General features: G+C 68.0%; 14 protein-coding genes and 1 pseudogene. 12 read left to right on the top strand and 3 right to left on the bottom strand.

What is annotated here, in order from left to right; translation table 11 throughout:
• Positions 1-265: 265 nt before the first annotated feature.
• The 10 genes and pseudogenes from DAT35_RS52875 to DAT35_RS52830 all read left to right on the top strand — a co-directional run.
• A pseudogene (locus DAT35_RS52875) lies at positions 266-415 on the top strand (Imm52 family immunity protein); the annotation flags it as partial.
• 90 nt (positions 416-505) lie between these two features.
• Positions 506-952: a hypothetical protein gene (locus tag DAT35_RS52870; protein ID WP_199243271.1), complete on the top strand. Its 447-nt coding sequence runs from the start codon at positions 506-508 to the stop codon at positions 950-952.
• Between the two features lie 271 nt (positions 953-1223).
• Positions 1224-3134, top strand: coding sequence for a hypothetical protein (locus tag DAT35_RS52865; RefSeq protein ID WP_108077110.1), 1911 nt, complete (start codon positions 1224-1226; stop codon positions 3132-3134).
• A 5-nt stretch (positions 3135-3139) separates the two neighbouring features.
• A complete protein-coding gene (locus DAT35_RS52860; RefSeq protein ID WP_108077109.1) occupies positions 3140-4582 on the top strand; it encodes a hypothetical protein in 1443 nt (480 codons plus the stop codon).
• 11 nt (positions 4583-4593) lie between these two features.
• Entirely contained in the window at positions 4594-5406 is an 813-nt protein-coding gene (locus tag DAT35_RS52855) for a carboxypeptidase regulatory-like domain-containing protein (RefSeq protein WP_158502265.1), read from the top strand.
• A gap of 3 nt (positions 5407-5409) precedes the next feature.
• On the top strand, positions 5410-7332 hold the full coding sequence (locus tag DAT35_RS52850; protein WP_108077107.1) for a FecR domain-containing protein: 1923 nt from the start codon (positions 5410-5412) through the stop codon (positions 7330-7332).
• Entirely contained in the window at positions 7329-9110 is a 1782-nt protein-coding gene (locus tag DAT35_RS52845) for a protein kinase (RefSeq protein WP_108077106.1), read from the top strand. Before DAT35_RS52850 ends, DAT35_RS52845 begins: the two co-directional genes overlap by 4 nt.
• A gap of 499 nt (positions 9111-9609) precedes the next feature.
• Entirely contained in the window at positions 9610-9762 is a 153-nt protein-coding gene (locus DAT35_RS61580; RefSeq protein ID WP_369946557.1) for a Tox-REase-5 domain-containing protein, read from the top strand.
• Between the two features lie 97 nt (positions 9763-9859).
• Positions 9860-11284 carry a hypothetical protein gene (locus tag DAT35_RS52835; RefSeq protein ID WP_108077104.1) on the top strand — a complete coding sequence of 475 codons (1425 nt, stop codon included), beginning with the start codon at positions 9860-9862 and terminating at the stop codon, positions 11282-11284.
• A 356-nt stretch (positions 11285-11640) separates the two neighbouring features.
• Positions 11641-12198 (top strand): DUF2087 domain-containing protein, encoded by a 558-nt coding sequence (locus tag DAT35_RS52830; protein WP_108077103.1) that lies wholly within the window; start codon positions 11641-11643, stop codon positions 12196-12198.
• A gap of 69 nt (positions 12199-12267) precedes the next feature.
• On the opposite strand, the gene DAT35_RS52825 is transcribed toward DAT35_RS52830, so the two are convergent.
• Together DAT35_RS52825 and DAT35_RS62590 are read right to left on the bottom strand one after the other, a co-directional pair.
• Entirely contained in the window at positions 12268-13914 is a 1647-nt protein-coding gene (locus tag DAT35_RS52825) for a DUF2228 domain-containing protein (protein ID WP_108077102.1), read from the bottom strand.
• Between the two features lie 412 nt (positions 13915-14326).
• Positions 14327-14785: a MerR family transcriptional regulator gene (locus tag DAT35_RS62590; RefSeq protein WP_108077101.1), complete on the bottom strand. Its 459-nt coding sequence runs from the start codon at positions 14783-14785 to the stop codon at positions 14327-14329.
• 80 nt (positions 14786-14865) lie between these two features.
• Here DAT35_RS62590 and DAT35_RS52815 point away from each other — a divergent pair, with 80 nt between their 5' ends.
• The gene (locus DAT35_RS52815; protein WP_108077100.1) at positions 14866-15234 is read left to right on the top strand and encodes a hypothetical protein; all 369 of its coding nucleotides are present in this window, start codon (positions 14866-14868) and stop codon (positions 15232-15234) included.
• A gap of 102 nt (positions 15235-15336) precedes the next feature.
• Positions 15337-15669: a YnfA family protein gene (locus DAT35_RS52810; protein ID WP_108077099.1), complete on the top strand. Its 333-nt coding sequence runs from the start codon at positions 15337-15339 to the stop codon at positions 15667-15669.
• A gap of 11 nt (positions 15670-15680) precedes the next feature.
• On the opposite strand, the gene DAT35_RS52805 is transcribed toward DAT35_RS52810, so the two are convergent.
• A complete protein-coding gene (locus DAT35_RS52805; protein WP_108077098.1) occupies positions 15681-16913 on the bottom strand; it encodes a cytochrome P450 in 1233 nt (410 codons plus the stop codon).
• Between the last annotated feature and the right edge of the window lie 281 nt (positions 16914-17194).

Raw genomic sequence — 17194 nt, 5'->3', positions numbered from 1 at the left:
TCGGAGTACCCGAGCGAAGCGGCTGGTTCCGGTACGAAGGGAGGAGCCTGCGGCTCATGCCCACGGAGCCGGGGAACCACCAGAACCTGCGCCTGTTGCCAGAAGACGAGGAGTTGAAGCGCTGCTACCTCCTGTGGTGCGAGCGGACGTGGGGACCCGGGGATTGCCTGCGCCTGCTGGTGGACAGGCCCTTTCTGGATGGTGATGCCAGGTACGCCCTGGCCATGGCGATCGCCCAGAACAAGGTCCTGGGGGCCATGAAGGGCCGGTGGAGGACAAGGGCACCCTCGTCATCCTCACCCCCGAGCGGTTCACCGCTTCCAACCCGGAGCACGTCGCGCTGGCCGCTCGCGCCTACGAACTGCTGGACCGAGCCGGGCTGCTGCGGCCGTTGCAGCCCTGGCCAACAAGTTGACTGCATGGCTGGAGGCGCCAGCGTCCGGCCGCCACTCCAGCATGTGAAGCGAGGGCATCGTGATTCTCACCCGCCTACCCAAGGCGTTCCATGTCCGATAATTGGATTATCTTGATCCCGACCCGTCCGAACTATGTGCCGGATCCGCAAGCCCAGGAGGCGGCCCGCGCCCTGCTCGCGGAGTTGCTTCCCCAGGCCGAGGTGACGGCCTCGGTGAGCCCCGAGATAGAGTTTGTGCATCCATTCGGGAACTGGTCAGGCGTCCGCTGTCCGCTGTGCCACGCTGATATCGAGGAGTGGTGCATCGAGGCCATCACGCTGGCGTCCGAGACGGCCTTCGCGAACTTGACCATCATCACGCCGTGCTGTGGCGGGACGACAAGCCTGAATGACCTCGACTACATCTGGCCAGCAGGCTTCTCGAGGTTCTGTTTGGAGGCACAAAACCCCAACGTCAAGGATCTCGATGTCCAGGCGGTGAAGCGGCTCGAATCCATCCTGGGCTGTCCGCTGCGGCGAATCTGGCGGCATCTCTGAACTGCTGAGGCGCATGCTTCCAGGTCGCCACCGGGAGCCCGCAAGAGAGAGGGGGCCGTATGTGCTCCTGTGTTCGTTTGGCCACCGTGGCCATGGGGAACACGGCGGCGGGCATGGCGACGACGCCGAACGGCAGCTGCTCTCTCTTCATGGGACGCAGAGGGACCATCACACCTACATTGGATTGTTGCACCATCCATGCACCTCTCTCTACGATGGGAGGACCCCCGCTGAGCAGACTCGCGCTGCCTGGCGAGCCCCGGATCGAACCATGAACCAGGCACAGAGCCGTCGTCTCCGCACGAACTGTCTGCTGCTGCTGCCGTTGTTGGTGGTCGGCACGCCCCTGCTCTCCCTGGCGGCGACCATCCCCATCACCACCGCCACGACCCACTTCGAGCTCAGGGGTCTGACCACGGACGCCTCCGTGCTGGCGGGTGTGGCACTCCACGTGACGGTGACAGCGATGACCGCGTCGGGCACCGTGGATCCGGACTACGCCGGCACCATCCAGTTCTCCTCCTCGGCGTCTCGCGCGCTACTGCCCGCCAATTACACCTTCAATCCCTCCGTGGACCGCGGCACGAAGGAGTTCCTCGTCACGTTCCAGTTGCCCGGCCAGTGGGACCTGCTGATCCAGGACGTCTACACCCCCGCCCTCTCCTCCAAAGTCCCGAGGTTCACCGTGACGCCCGGTCCGCCCGTGCGCTTCACCGTCGTTCTCGACTCGGCGACGTTCGCGGGAACCGTCTACACCCTCCAGGTGACTCCGGTGGACGAGGCTGGCACCCCCACCAGCTACACCGGCCAGGTGCACTTCGAGACGACCGTTCTCTCGGCGAGGCTCCCGTCTGACACGGACGTCAGCTTCAATTCCGAGCAGCCGACGCCGCTGCTGTTCCCCGTCACCTTCTTCAGCGCCGCTCCGGACCCGAAGACCCTCACCGTCACGGATGTGCGCCAGAGCCTCTCTGGGAGAGCCTCCACCGTGGTCGGGGCCGGCCCGTTCGCTCACGTGGCGCTGTCCACCACCGTCCCGGACCCGACCCCCACCTGCTCGGAGGCGACGCTCGTGCTCACGGCCGAGGACGCCTGGGGCAATCCCGTGACGGAGATGCCTACCACCCCGGTGACGCTCTGCGCGGCATCGGGCAGCTCGGCCACGTTCGTCAGAAGCACCCTCGAACGGTCGATGTCCGCCAAAAATTGTGTCACGGGCAACCTGACGAGCACCGCGCAGGTGGTCTGGAAGGACACGAATCCAGAGGACGTCGAGTTCACCGTCTCCGGCGTCGCCGCCAAGGCGCCGCTCACCCTCCACTTCAAGGCGGGGATTCCCAGCCCTCAGACCTCGAACTTCTCGTTCAGCCCGAGCACCAGCGAGCCCGCTTCGCTGCTCGTCCGCAGTGGACTGCTCACCGCCCAGCTCACCCTGCGCGACCAGTGTGGAAACCCGGCGACGCTGCCCGCGGACAAGCGCCTCTCCTTCGCCGCCAGTCCGCCCCTGGCCGTCACCTCGCCCGTCGAGGACTCTCCCGGCCGGTGGACGACCTCCGTGAGCTTGCCCGAGTGCCCCGCCGATGCAACGAAGACCCTGGCCGTCTGGCCGCTCATCAACAACGAGGTGCTGAGGAAGCCGAGCGGCGAGCAGCTCCAGCGGCTCGTCCTGCCGCAGTGCTCGACCGTCGCGACGCTCTCGGTGCTGTCCTCGGCGGACAGCCTGGCGGCCGAGCCCGGTGACATCGTCGAGTTCCAGGTGCAGGTGTCGACCGAGGGGGACCTGACCGTGACGGGCGGCGTGCTGATGCTGGAACCCCAGGGTCTGACGGTGATGGGGGCGAGCAGCAGTGGCCAGGCCCTACCGGCCAAGGGAGGCGGGTTCGGGCTCCCGGAGCTGCGCAAGGGCTCGCCGCTGACGGTCAAGGTCACCGCCCAGACCACCACCCAGCTCCACCAGACGGTGAGCACGCAGGTCTGGGTCGTGAGCCCGGAGGGGACCCTGCTCACCCAGAAGGAGCGCGTGGACTTCCAACAGAAGGACCTGGGTGTAGACGTCGGGTGCGGTTGCCAGACCGCCCGTCTACCGGGTCAGCTCGTCACCTGGCTGGCCCTGCTCCTGGTGGCATCGCGCCCCTGGGGTGGATTGCGTAGACTGCGGCGCGGCGAAAGGACCGACCACTAGGCGCCATGGCGGCAGCGACTCTCACTCTCCTGGTTCTGACCCTGACGGGTCAGGCTGTCGCGCTGCGTTCCGACAAGCCTTTCGTCACCTCCGAGGACAGCGCGCAGCTCGAGCTCCGCGTGCTCGATGAAGCGGGCCGTCCACTGAGTGACGCGCGGGTCTCTCTGAGCGTCAACGCCGGCTCCGTCACCGAGCCCGCTCCCGCGCAGGACGGCACGTTCCACGCCACCTACCGGCCGCCCTCGCAACAAGGCCCCCTGGTGGCCCTGTTCCATGCGACGGTGAAGCGGGGAGCCAGCAGCTCCGGGGCGTGGCTCGCCCTGCCCGTCCACGGCCCCTACTCGCTCCGGCTCCAGGCGCCGCCTCGCTCGCGGGTGCAGGTCTCGATAGGTGCCGCCTCCTACGGGCCCGTGGTCACGGCGGCCAGCGGAGAGGCCGTGGTGCCGGTGCGGCTTCCACCCGGAGTCACGAGCGCTCAGGTGACCATCTCCGAGCGCTCGCGCAAGAGCCGCACGCAGAGCGTGCCGCTCCCCGCGCCCAGGTTCCCCCGCGTCCAGCTCGTGGCGATGGAGACTCCGCTCCAGGGGCGGCCTGTCCGGCTGCAGGGGTTCGTCGTAGATGACAGCGGCAACCCCGCCGTTGCGCTCCCGCCCCTCGCCGTGAGCGCCGAGCGGGGCACACTCGGCCCCATCGAAGCAAAGGAGGGCGGCGTCTTCGAGGTCCCCTTCACCGCTTCCACCGCGAGTGCGGCTCCGGTGAACATCTCCGCGTCACCGCTCGACGAGGCCGATCGCTCGTCCACGCTCCAGGTCGAGCCTCGTCCGGCGCCACCCGGCACGCCGACGGGGCCGGCGCCCCCCGCCGCGGTTGCATCCCCCGAGCAGCACCTGCGCCCGCCTTCCCCGGGGTCGCCCTGGCAGCCCACGCTGGGCGCCTTCCTGTTCGGGCACAGCAACACCGCCCGGGCCAATGGCGCGGGACTCCAGCTCGAGGGCGCGCTCCGGCTCGCCACGCTGCCCGTGGAGGCGCTGGTGCAGTTCGAATTGCGCGGCAACACCGCGGAGAGCGTCACCCTCGAAGACGACAGACCGAACCCGGTCACCAAGACGTTCACCCTCGGCGGTGGAGCCCTCCGGCTCGGGGCCCGCTGGAGCCACCCGGTCCTGTCACGGGGCCTGCTCTTCGCGGACGCGAGCGCGGGTGTCCTGAGCATGCAGGGCAACCTGGAGCTGACGAGCCAGGAAGGCACCGTCACCGAGAAGCTCCGCTCGACGGGCCCTGACGTGACGGTGGGAGCCGGTTTCGCCTGGAGGCTGGGCCCGGGCCGCGTGGCCGGACAGGTGCAATGGAGCTACGCGCCAGGAACCCAGCAGGTGAGCGGAAACCTGGGTGGGTTGTCTGTCGGAGTGGGCTACCAGCTCACGCTCGCAGGAAAGCCCATCCCATGAGACCGTGCGCGATGACACTCGTGCTCGTGCTGCTGAGCACCGGCGCCCTGGCCGCCGCGCCCACGCCGGAGACGTCCGGGACGGTGTGGATCACCCTGCGGCCCCACCCTTCCCTGCCGCTGAAGAGCCCGCGCGTCCAGGCCGGTGGCAAGGAGGCAACCGCCACGGGGGAGGCGTTCCGCGTGGAGGGGCTTGCCTCGGGCTGGGTGGCCATCAACGCCTCGGCCGAGGGCTATCAGCCCGTGGAGCGCAAGGTGCTCGTGCCCTCGGGAGGCCAGGCCAGCGTGTTCCTGCCGCTCGAGCGCATCCCAGGTCCCGGCACCGTGAAGGGCCGGCTCCTGTGGGAGCAGGGCAACGATGGCACGAAGGTGCCCGTGGCCGATATCGAGGTGCAGCTCGGCGGTCAGGTGGTCGCCCGGAGCGCTGTGGACGGCTCCTTCGTGGTGCCCGAGGCGGGCCCGGGCCCCGTCACCTTGAAGCTCACCGGCGCCGGAGTCCGGCCGCAGGAGGAGGTCGTGGTCGTGCCCTCCCATGGCGAGGCCTCGGTGGAGGTCCTCCTGCAGAAGGCCGCGGAGGTACAGGCCTGGATGCGCGGGCACGTGCGCTCCACCCAGGGGCGCCCCGTCCAGGCCACCCTGCGTGTCGAGGAGGCCAGGCTCCGCGCCCGCACCCGCGCGACGGGAGACTTCGAGTTCCGCCTGCCCGCGGGGCGCTATCACGTCACCTTCGAGGCACGCGGCTACGTGCCGCAGACGAAGGTGGTGGACGTGGGCGCTGGAGATCAGGCGCTGTTCTACGTGGATCTCTCGCCTCTGGAGAATTGAGTCGTGCGCGTCCTCTCCCTCACGCTTCCGCTCCTCCTGCTCCTCTGGGGGGGATGCGGGGGATGTGACAAGAACCCCCCAGCCGGACCCGGCGTGCCGGAGCTGGCGAAGCTCATCCAGCTCCAGGGCCAGGTCACAGTGCAGCAGGATGCGGCCTCCCGCCCCGGCCGCGTGGACGAGCCGCTCTACCCGGGCGAGACCGTGGTGACCGGTCCCGGGAGCACCGCGCACGTGCGCTACGTCAACGGCACCGAGGTGGAGGTGGCCGAGAACAGCCGCTTCCGGGTGAACGGCGCACCGGGAGCGCTCACCCTGGAGCTGGAGGAAGGGAGGATCGTCTCGACCTCGCCGAAGACCGGCGGCAACGGGCTCACCGTCACGGGCCGCTTCGGCCGGGCGGAGCTGGTCACCGCGTCGGAGATGGTGTTCGACCTGCGCGAGAAGAATCCCAAGCTGATGCTCCAGTACGGCGACATCCGCGTGCTCGATCCGCAGGGCCAGCCCGTACCTGTCGTGGTGGGCGAGGAGCTCGCGCTCTCGCTCAGCAAGCCCAAGCAGGCCCCGCCGCCCGTGGTCGCGGAGGAGATCGTCTTCACCCTCAAGCCCCAGGGCGGCAAGGCCCGCGTGCGTGGCGCCCAGGACAGCGCCTTCGCTGACGTGGCCCCTGGCCAGAGCCGGGAGCTCGGTCGCGGCGCGGCGTTCGAGCTCCCCGCGAACTCCAGCGCCCGCCTGTCCTCCAGGTTGCTGCAGGTGAGCCTCGCCGGGGACACCGCCGGGACGCTCGAGGAGGCCTCCCGGCAGGGAGACCAGAGCTCCTACACGCTGCGGCTCAGCCGCGGAAGGGCGCGGCTCCAGTTCGGCACGGGCAAACAGTCGCTGAAGCTGGCGGACGCTCGCGGTGAGGTCGAGCTCAAGGTCTCCGAGCAGAGCACGCTCTCCGTGAGCAACCCCGAGGCAGGCGCCACCGTCACCGTCCTCGCCGGGCAGGCCGAGCTGGTGGCCGATGGGAAGACGACCCTCCTCAAGGCGGGCGAAGGAGTACGCCGCGCCTCGGAGTCTCCGCGGGTCGAGCAGGCCTCGGCGCCCCTGCTCGTGCTGCCTCCGGAGGCGAAGGGCGCGCGCGTGTTCACCGACGGGCTCGGCGAGGCGGGGATCTCGGTTCCCTCCGCGTCCGGAGCGCCCCTCCGGGTGGAGGTGGCGGAGGAGCCCTCCTTCCGTGAGCCGCTGCTCGCGGGGCGCGCGGGCGCGGACTGGGTGCGGGTCGAACCGCCGGCCCGAGGCGAGCTGCACTGGCGCTTCCTCGGTGAGGACGGGAACGTGCGTGCACAGGGCTCGGCCCGGTTCCAGCCGGATCGCGGCCGCTCCGCGCTGGCGGGCTCGAACCCGAAGGCCGAGGTGCTCGAAACCGGACTCAAGGCCACCATCTACTTCCAGAGCGCGGTGCCCTCGCTACACTTCAGCTTCGAGCCCCGGCCGGGGGCACGTTCGTATCAGCTGCGCATCTACCGAGCCGCCAACGTCCAGACGCCGCTCCTGCAACAGGTGACGACCCAGAACCAGTACAGCCTGGAGCCCGGCACGCTCGGCGAGGGGAGCTACCTCTGGTACGTGGCGGCGCTCGGCCCTGGAGGAGACGAGCTGGCAGGCGGCCGGATGAACAAGCTGGAGCTCGTGTATGACAATGAACGCAGCGGGCTGGCGCTCAGCCGTCCCCGCCCGGGGGAGCGCTTCGGACGCGAGGGTGTACCAGTGGAGGGCGTGGTCCCCCGCGGCTCCCGGCTCTTCCTCAATGGGCAGGCGATGAAGCTCGACGCCAAGGGCCGCTTCTCCCTGCGCCTGCCGCCCACGGAGGCACTGGTGTTCCGTCTCGTCTCGGGTCAAGACGAGGCATACTGGATCCGAACTCTTCGGAAAGCTCGGCCATGACGGCTACCCAACCCGCCTTTCCCCTGTCCCGGCCGGTCACGCCCTTGCACCGCTTCGGCAAGTACGTGCTCATCCGCAAGCTCGCCGAGGGCGGCATGGCGGAGATCTTTCTCGCCAAGCAGCTCGGCGCCGAGGGCTTCGAGCGGGATGTGGTGATCAAGTGCATGCTCGATCACTTCACCCGGTATCCGGAGTTCGTCTCGATGTTCCTGGACGAGGCGCGGCTGGCGGCGCGGCTGCACCATCCGAACATCGTCCAGATCACCGATCTGGGCGTGGCGGACAACCGGTACTTCATCTGCATGGAGTACCTGGCGGGTGAAGACCTGGAGGCGGTGTTCGCCGCCACCCACGCCAAGGGCCAGGGCGTGCCGATCCCGATCGCCGCCCGCATCATCCTCTCCGTGCTCGAGGGCCTGGAGTTCGCCCACGGCTATCAGGAGCAGGGGCGGCCCCTGGAGCTCGTGCACCGGGACATCTCCCCCTCGAACATCTTCGTCACGTACCAGGGCACGGTGAAGGTGCTCGACTTCGGGATCGCCAAGGCCTCCTCGCGGATGACGCAAACCCAGCCCGGGCTCCTGAAGGGCAAGTGGGGCTACATGTCCCCCGAGCAGGCCCGAGGCGAGCAGCAGCTCGACGCCCGCAGCGATCTGTTCTCGCTGGGCGTCACCTTCCATGAGCTGCTCACCGCGCGCCGCGTCTTCGAGCGGGACACGGAGCTCGGCGTGCTGCTGGCGCTGATGGATCAGCCCATCCTCCCGCCGAGCACCCACCGGCCCGACGTGCCTCCCGCCCTGGAGCGCATCGTGATGAAGGCGCTGGAGCGCCGCCGCGAGGACCGTTACGCGAGCGCGGCCGAGATGCGCGCCGACCTGGAGGAGTTCCTGCGCGGGACGCCGTCGATCCCGGGCGTGTCGCAGCTCGCCCAGTACATGCAGGGCATGTTCGGCGCGGCCGAGGTCGAGCGCAAGACGAAGATTCCCTCGCTCTCCGAGCTGGGCGCGCACACGCTGCTCCAGCAGCAGCAGCAGGAGTCGCAGGAGGAGTCGCTGGGCACCGAGAGGACCCTGGTCCGTCCATCGGCGCGGATTCCCGCCGTCACGGCCCAGGAGCCCCACACCCACGAATTCCAGGAGCCCCACACCGCTCCCCCACCCGCCGCCGTTACCGTCCCCGCCAGTCCTCCTCCCGCGCGGAGCACGGGGCTGTCGGTGGCGATGGGCGCCCTGGGGGCCGTGGCGCTGTTGGCGTTGGGTGGAGGCGTGGTCTGGTACTTCATGCCTCGGGCAGCGCCTCCTGCTCCCGTCACCGGGGTGACCGCGCCGGCCCCGAGCCCGGCTCCCAAGGTGGAGCCCACGCCTACGCCAGCGCCCCCCACGCCCACTCCCACCGTGGTGCAGAAGACCGAGCCTCCACCGACGGAGCCTCCCGTGGACACGGCGCCCAAGCCCACGGTGACGCCGAAGCCAGCCTCCGCGTCCGTCCTGCTCACCCCCGAGGGCGTGAACCGCGTCATCATGAAGAAGAACGCGCAGAAGATCATCGAGTGCGGAGAGCAGTTCCGCGCCGAGCTTCCCGCGGACCGCCGAGTCATGCTCCAGATCACGATCGCTCACTCGGGCGACGTGAGCGCCGCCAAGGTGACCGAGCCCGCAACCGTGTCGCCGAGGCTGGCGAAGTGCCTGGAGGGCCAGATGAAGCGAGTGGTCTTCCCGCGCAATACCAACCAACCCGAGCTCACGATCCAGCTCCCGGTGCGCTTCAACGAGCAATAGCTCCCCACCCGTGGAGAAGGTCGCGGTTTCCACTTCGGCGGAAGTCGCTGGGCCAAGAGCGCGTAGAAGAGCGAGCCGCCAGAAAAGTGTCAGAGGATTCGAACCGTACAAATCCTCCGTACAAATCCTCTGACACCTTCTGCCGGATTCGGCGACTGATAGAGGATCTGGCGGCAGGACGGTATGCGGAGATCGCAGCGGATGGTCGAGCAGGGCGCCTGACCGAGGCGGAGTTGAGAGCTGCTGTCGAGCAGTATGGGCGGACTCTTGTTCCCTTGCCAGCTGACGGTGGGATGCTTGTAGCTATCTATGAGCAGACGTCTCAGCCGGATGCGGTCACTCTTGATGTACCTCTGTGGACTCGGGAGGAAGGCCGCAGCGACCTGACACTTTCGGTGACGGCGATCAAGCAGGGCGAAACCTACACAGTCGAAGTGGACGATCTGCACGTTCTTTAGGGTCTGTTGGCCCGGGTCAATGGGTCCAGACGACCGAGTCCATGTCCGAGAGCGCTCGGAACTATCAAGCCCAGGTGACGGGGGCTCCCAAGGGCTACGCCTACCGCGTGAAACGGGGTAACGAGGAGGTGGACTTCGATGGTTTCGACCCGCCAGAAAGGTGTCAGCGGATTCGAACCGTACAAATCCTCTGACACGCATCCAGCGCGAATGCGTCCCCACCTCGATGACGACATGCGCGGGGGCACATTACTGCTCGCCTTGACGGCGAATGCGGTCGAAGCTGCGCCCATGGCGAACTACAAGGTCAAGCTCTCCCCGGCGCCCGATGGTCACGAGATTCCACCGCTGCTCACGGAGTTCGGTGCGTGGTTGGGCAATCAGCCCCACGGAACGCTGAGCGGGTTCGATGTACTGGAGGCCGAGGCCATTCCGAAGGAGTGGAGTCCGGAGAAGGCAGATCGCCTTCGCCGCGACGCCTTTGCGTTCCTGCACCTCCCTGACGGCTCGCTGCTCGTCCTCGTGAACACCGGCGCCAAGGCGCCCCCCGCAATCGCACTGCTCGGCTCGGAGGGCGAGGTGCGCACCGTCGCGAACAGCCTCGAGGAGTTCCTGAAGCTGTGGTCCCAGGGCGAGACGGGGATTCACGAGCTCGACGACGAGGAGGGGGCATCCGGCCGGAAGGCGCTGGCCGCGTGGCTGAAGGAGAAGAAGGTCAAGGCGCCGAAGGCGAAGGACTTCGACTTCGCGGCCTGGCTCGATGGCGAGGCCCCGGTGCCTGCGGCAGCGCAGGCAGTGGCCGCCCCGGCGTTCCAACCCACCGAGGTGATGAAGCAGCTCGGACCGAAAGCGCAGCGCCTCGCGTCGGTGCTCGGGCGGCGCGCGGATTCTCCCGAGGTCATCGCCTATGTGACGGAGGTGCTCGGCAAGAAAGTGCCGCAGTCCACCAACGAGAACAATGACTCGGCGAACGTGTCGGCGCCCAAGCTGGGCGTCGAGCTCGTCTTCTCGCATGACGTCCTGAATGAGGCCTTTCCGCCCATCCCGAAGACGTCCAAGACTTTCATCCCCTACGTCACCCATACATGGGTGAAGGAGAAAATTGGCGAGACGATTCTGGGCGTGCCGTGGAAGGCGTCCTCGGAGGAGGAGGTCACGAAGGTGCTCGGGGCGCCCACCGGCCGCACGGCGGCCTTCGCGGACGAGGATGAGCTCACCGTCGCATTCTGGGCCTATGCGCTCGACACCTCGGGGCACGTGTGGCTCACGCTCGAGTTCGATGACGGTCTCTCCGTCACTGTCTCCGTGAAGCGCGCCCGCGAGCTCGAGCAGCATCCCAATGTCACGACCGGGCTCTTCGTCGCCTATGCCGCGACGCGAGGCCTGCTCGATGCCTCCCGCTTCGCGGCGCACCGCGAGCTGCTCGACGCGGTCTCCAAGCGCCAGGCGCGGGGCTCGGAGCTCGTGAAGCGGGCGCTCCCGCGCGGCCTCTGGGACGACCACCTCCGGGATGCGCCCGGGCTCCGGACGCTGGCCTACCGCTGGTTCCACAACATGAATGGCCTCTGGATGACGGCGGACCTCAAGGAGATGTTGGGCAAGCGCGCGGGTCCGTTCGGTCACGATGAGCCGGTGCTGGACGAAGACACCTGGGACGCCGTCGACAAGGCGGCGCCCCTCCTCGACAAGCGCTTCGCGGCATGGCTTCCGAAGTAGCAGCGCCCACAACAGGGAGCGGCGAGGCGGTGTGGCCTCGTCCTCCCCGCGGCTCGTGGCGGATGTCGAGTTGAAGGAGTTACTTGCTCCCCCAGAAAGGTGTCAGAGGATTCGAACCGTACAAATCCTCTGACACCTTCTGCCACCTTCTGCTGGAAGGAAGGAGCGGGACGTGAGGATGACGCCAGGAGCCAATGTGTTATGCTTGGCGCACGGTCCGCAGTTCACCGAGGCGTCGCCGCCCCGAAAGGGGAGCTAAACCTGCACCCTGATGTGGCACGCACTTATCCCCGTGCCGAGTCGTAAGACGGCGACCAGCGACATCCTTTCTGGAACGGCGCACACGAGGATAAGCCATGCCCCGACTCGCCCTCCCCTTCGAGGTCGCCGACCTTTCGGCGTTCGCCCGCTCGCTTCGCGGCCAGCTCGACCAGTTCGACCACAAGCCAGGCCATCTCGAGCTGCTCAACATGCTGTGCCGCGCGGCCGGCTTCCGGAACTACCAGCACTTCCGCGCCAGCGCAGAGGCCAGACAACGTCTTGCCACACCGAGGGAAGCGCTGCCCACCCCCGACTACCAGCTGGTCGAAAAAGCCGCGCGGCACTTCGACGCGGAGGGCCGCCTGCTGCGCTGGCCGTCCAAGGCCCCGCATCTGAAACTCTGCCTGTGGGTGCTCTGGGCGCGCATTCCGAGCAGCCGCGTCCTCACCGAACGTGAGATCAACGAGCTGTTGAAGCGCTGGCACGTGTTCGGCGACCCCGCTGTGTTGCGCCGCGCGATGTTCGAGGCGAGCCTCGTCGACCGGACCCAGGACGGCCGTCAATACCGGCGCATCGAGCAGAAGCCTCCGGCCGAGCTCAGCGCGCTGCTGGCCCGTGTAACCCCCGCTGAAGATATCCGCACGGGGAGTTGACCGGGAGGAATCGCCAGAAAGGTGTCAGAGGATTCGAATCGTACAAATCCTCTGACACCTTCTGCCGGCTCATTCCTTCTCGAAGACGCCCACGCTCTGCAGATCGCGGTGCATGAGGTGCACCTTCAGGATGCCGGCGAAGGCGCGGAACCCCAGCGCCTCGTAGGCGTGCATGAGGAGCGCCCCTGCCTCCTCGCGCAGATCGCCCGCGTCGAGCCAGTGCAGATACAGGCCGAGCGCGTGCGCATACGCCGCGCGACCCTCGGCGAGCTCGCGCCGAGCCTCCTCGATCCATGCTTTTCGCTCCTCCACCGAGGGCGTTTGCTGGGAGGCGGCACCGAAATCGGGCACGTGGGCTGGCACCGTCCCCGCGTCCGGCCGCAGGGCGAGCCGCGGGCTGCCCACGGGATACCCCTGCGTGCGCGGCCATGGGCACGTGGGCTCGTCGTCCCACGTGCGCTGCGACATCCACGATTCGATGGCGTCGAGGTGGGCCGAAACCACACGCAGGGCGCGCCATCGCTGCAATGGATACTTCCGCACCTCCTCGTCTTCGACGTCCATCAACTCCTGCTGGGCGTCGGAGATGGCGTCGGCGATCTTGTAGCGTAGCAAGAGGAAGATCTTGCCTTCCGCGTCGAGCCACATCTCGGCGCTGTCGCGCGCGTAATTGTGGGCGATGACCGGAAAGTGGTCCGGGCTATCGTACCAGAAGCCCCAGTGCAGCCCGTCCGAGTTGCCGCTCAGGAACGAGACGAACTGCGGCGCGTCGGCGCGGTAGCGCATGTCGAGGCGTGGATCGAGGGGGCCTTCGCGCCCAGGCGGGACCTCGTCGTACATCCGTGAGGCGTCGATGAGCTTGCGCTCGAGCCCTCCCGGCGCGAACCATTCGGTAATCCCCGCCATTCGCATCGAGAGCGTCGCCTCGAGCCACGCATTGCCGCGCGGCAAGCCCGGGGGCGGTTCCCAGTAATGATCGGGGGGGTTCTCGGGTAGCTCCCCCAGGGCCGCGACCAGGGCCGCGAGGCTCGCGATCCTCGACGGGAGCTTCAGCCCATAGATCTGCTCGTAGCGCGCGCGGACCGCGGGGAGCGTGTCGCAGGCCGCCTCGACGATGGGCGCGACGCGCTCTGCGAGGGTCTCGGGCGAAAGGCCAATTCCCTCGGCGAACGCCTCCCAGCCCTCGTCCTCGGCCGCTTTCGGCGGCGGCGGGAGCTCCACGCAGACCTCCTCGGGATAGAGGTCGTCGGACCGCTGCCCCCATTGCGCGCGCCGCGCGTCGAAAGCGGCGAGGCGCGCTTCCCAGTCGTCCGCCTCCAGGATGGCGCGCGGGATGACGAGGTTCTCCTGCTCGGCCCCGTAGCCCCTCGACGAGGATACGCAGACCAGGGCCCAGAGCCCCTCGTCGGTCCAGAGGGGATGCGCCGCGGGGTGCTCGAGCCTGAAGAGTATCCTCTCCTCGCCGCGCTCGACCTCCATGGAGAAGCGCGTGGTGTAATCGTAGACACGGCGCAGCTTCGGTCCGAACGTAAACAGCGCCGAGAGCTGTTCCATGATGTCGTCGTCGACGTCGGTGAGGATCAGGGACTCTGGCTTGAGGATCACCGCACCGCCGCTCGCGAGGGGCAGGGTGGGATGGCCCTCCTCGGAGATCGTCACGGAGGTGGGGCCGGCGGGGCCGAGCAGCGAATTGATGAGGTCTTCGAAGATGTCCATGATCCTCCTGCGCGAGCGCGCGCGAGTTGCCGAGGAGGAGGGAGGTTAAGAGACGATGCCGCGAAGGACCAGCGCCTTCCGCCGGCGGACGCGCCCATGCGGGCATCGTGTAACTTCCGTCGCTCCCTGACGCCCCGGACAGCGACGCCGCTCTTCCTCTCTTCCTGCGCGTCGATCACGTCCCGTGGGGGGTGAGCAATCCCTGCTTTCCGCCGGATAGCTCGGGCGCTTACGTCTGTCGCGAATGGCTCCAGGAAGCTCCTGGGCATCGCGCACGAAGCGCGAGCCTCGGGAGGGACCTCATGAAGGCCAGAAAGGTGTCACAGAAAGGCACAGAAAGGTGTCAGAGGATTCCCAGAAAGGTGTCAGAGGATTCGAACCGTACAAATCCTCTGACACCTTCTGCGCCCCTCTACGGCCGGGATGGAATACGACGTGGAGCACGCACTGACGCCCTGGTGTCCGCGTCGCCCTGAGCGAGAAGCGGGCAGGCTCGCATTGACGTGCATTCGCAGTGCAGCGCCCGGTGGAGGAGAGCCCGCATTCTCCGCAACCGCGCGATCTGGGCGTCCACCTCGCTCAACTTGCGAGCAGCCAACCGCCGCCAGCGCTGGGGGGCAGGTTCTCCGTCACCGAGTCCTCGCTCTAGCAACTTCACTTCCTGGAGGCTGAAGCCCGCAGCCTGCGCCAGAGCAATGCGCTTGAGTTGCTCCAGCGCTTCGGCACCGTACACTCGCCTGCTGCCCTGGCGCTCGGGCGCAGGCAGAAGACCAATCTCCTCGTAATAGCGAATCGCCGAGGTGCGCAGCCCTGCCGCCTGTGCAAGTTGACCGATAGAAAGGCTTGACTTCAAGTCGACTTGAAGAGGCATGACTTCACCATGCGCTGGCCACTTCGCCGACACAATCGCCGCCCGGGGTGCCAGCCCTACGGGTTGGAAGGAGTCCTGCGATGAGTTCAGTGATCCAGAGTGCCGAATCCCCCGCGTTGGCCTGCACGCTGCCACCACCGGAGCTGCGCAAGCGCCGGGCGGAGGTTCTGTCCACCGTGCGGAGCAAGGTGCGGGAAATCGAGGAGACGCCAGAGGGCTTCGCGTTCCGGTTCGCTCGCACACCTGGGCTCGCAGAAGAACTCGGCGAATTCGTCCGCTTCGAGTCGGTCTGCTGCGCCTTCCTCCAGATGGAGGTGACCCAGCACGGGGAGGATGGGCTCGTGCTGCTCATGAGGGGCGCCCCTGAAGCCAAGCCCCTGATGCGGTCCCTCTTCGTGGAGACGACCGAGGGCCTTCCGGCTCCGACCAGCACCCAGGCTGCTCCGTGAGGCTGCAACTCGGGCGCGCCATCTTGCTCTCCAGCATAGGCCCGCCCGTCACCTCTGCGGCTCACTTGCAAAGCCGGCACACGCCATGGGACGGAGTGTCTCATGTTCGTCCTCCTGCGGGCCTTGGGCCTCTTCGTTCTGACGGCAATCGCGGAAGTGGTGGGCTGCTACCTGCCGTACCTCTGGCTACGCGAGGGCAAGTCCCCGCTACTCCTCGTGCCAGCGACCGCGAGCCTTGCCACCTTTGCATGGCTGCTGACGCTCCACCCCACGGGGGCCTCGCGCACCTACGCCGCCTACGGAGGCGTTTATATCGCAGTGGCGCTGCTGTGGCTGTGGGCTGTGGAGGGTGAGCGGCCCAGCGCATGGGACATTGCAGGGGCCTTGGTGGCGTTGACCGGTATGGCGATCATCGTGCTAGCGCCCCGCAGGTAATAGGGCCCCGGCTACGCGGGGTCCCACGCCACCATCAGTCGCCGCGGGCCGCGGTGGGAGAAGTTGGGCAGGTAGTCGAAGCCCTCGCCCGGCAGCAGCCGCAGATTCCGCAGCCGCTCGCCCAGCAGCTCCAGGGCCACCCTCGCCTCGAGGCGGGCCAGCGGCGCGCCGATGCAGTAGTGGATGCCCAGACCGAAACCGAGGTGCTTGGAGATGTCGGCCCGGCGCGGGTTGTAGCGCTCCGGCGCGGCGAAGACGTTCTCGTCCCGGTTGGCCGAGGCGAACAGGATGACCAGCCTCGCCCCCGCGGGAATCCTCTCCCCGCCCAGTTCCACCTCGCGCGTGGTCGTGCGCATGATGCCCTGCACGGGCGAGTCCATGCGCAGCGCCTCTTCAATCGCCTTGGGCAGCAGGCTCCGGTCCGCCTGGAGCTCGCGCCACCGCTCCGGCTCCTGGAGCAGCAGGACCAGCATGTTGCCGAGCAGGTTCGTCGTCGTCTCGTGCCCGGCGAAGTGCAGGTTCTTCAGCAGGTTGACCAGCTCCGCGTCGCTCATCGGCGCAAGGTCCCCGTGCCGCGCCTGGAGGATGGCGCTCACCAGGTCGTCCTTCGGCTCGCGCCGGCGCTCCTGGACGAGCTCCCCCAGGTAGCGCTGGAAGGCGACGAAGCTCCGGGCGCACTCCACCTGCTTCTGCGGCGAGGCCGTGCCCGCGGTGAAGAGCGTCAGGTCCTCGGCCCAGCGCTTGAGCTGATCCATGTCCGAGTGCGGCACGCCCATGATTTCGCCAATCACCAGGGCCGGCAGCGGATAGGTGAAGCGCGAGACGAGGTCTCCCTGCCCCTCGTGCGCGAAGGCATCGAGCAGCGAGCGGGCCAGGGCGCGGATGCGTGGCTCCAGGGCCGCGAAGCGCTGCGGCGCGAAGGCCTTGCCCACCAGCGTGCGCACGCGCGTGTGGTTGGGCGGGTCGTCATCGATGAGCGACGGCAGCCCCTGGGGCCCCTGCATCAGCACCTCCAGCACCTCGGGTGGCGGAGGCACCGGGCTCTGGAAGATGTTGAGCGAGGAGAACGTCTCCGGCGCCATCAGCACCGCGCGCACGTCCTGGTGGCGCGAGACGATCCACAAGTGGAGCGCCTCGTCGAAGAAGACGGGGGCCTCGCGGCGGATGCGCCCGTAGAGCGGGTAGGGGTTCTCCAGGTGGGGAGACTCGAACCGGTTGAAGGTCGGCCCGGAGGCGGTGGACATGCGGAGCTCCTCGCCGGCACCCGAGGGCCCGGTACGGCAGGGGTTGGGGGGAAGATGACTTCATCCTATTGGGCCTGCGAGGCGCTGGACTGCCTGGTGCGCTGTGCGGCGAGCACCCGTTTCACTCCCAGTGGATGACCGTCCAGGATTGAACATTCGTGTTAGCGTGAGCGGGTCCTGCGCGTCGTGAGTCATCGAGACGCGTCGGGGGGGGACGCGTGCGAACGCAGGTCGAAGCTCGACGGAGAGGTGGCATGCGTTTACCAGAAGCAGGGGCGGAT

The sequence above is a fragment of the Vitiosangium sp. GDMCC 1.1324 genome (assembly GCF_003044305.1).
GTDB lineage: Bacteria > Myxococcota > Myxococcia > Myxococcales > Myxococcaceae > Archangium.
The sequence above is the reverse complement of the archived record's forward strand: the minus strand, read 5'-3'. Positions and strand labels throughout refer to the sequence as shown.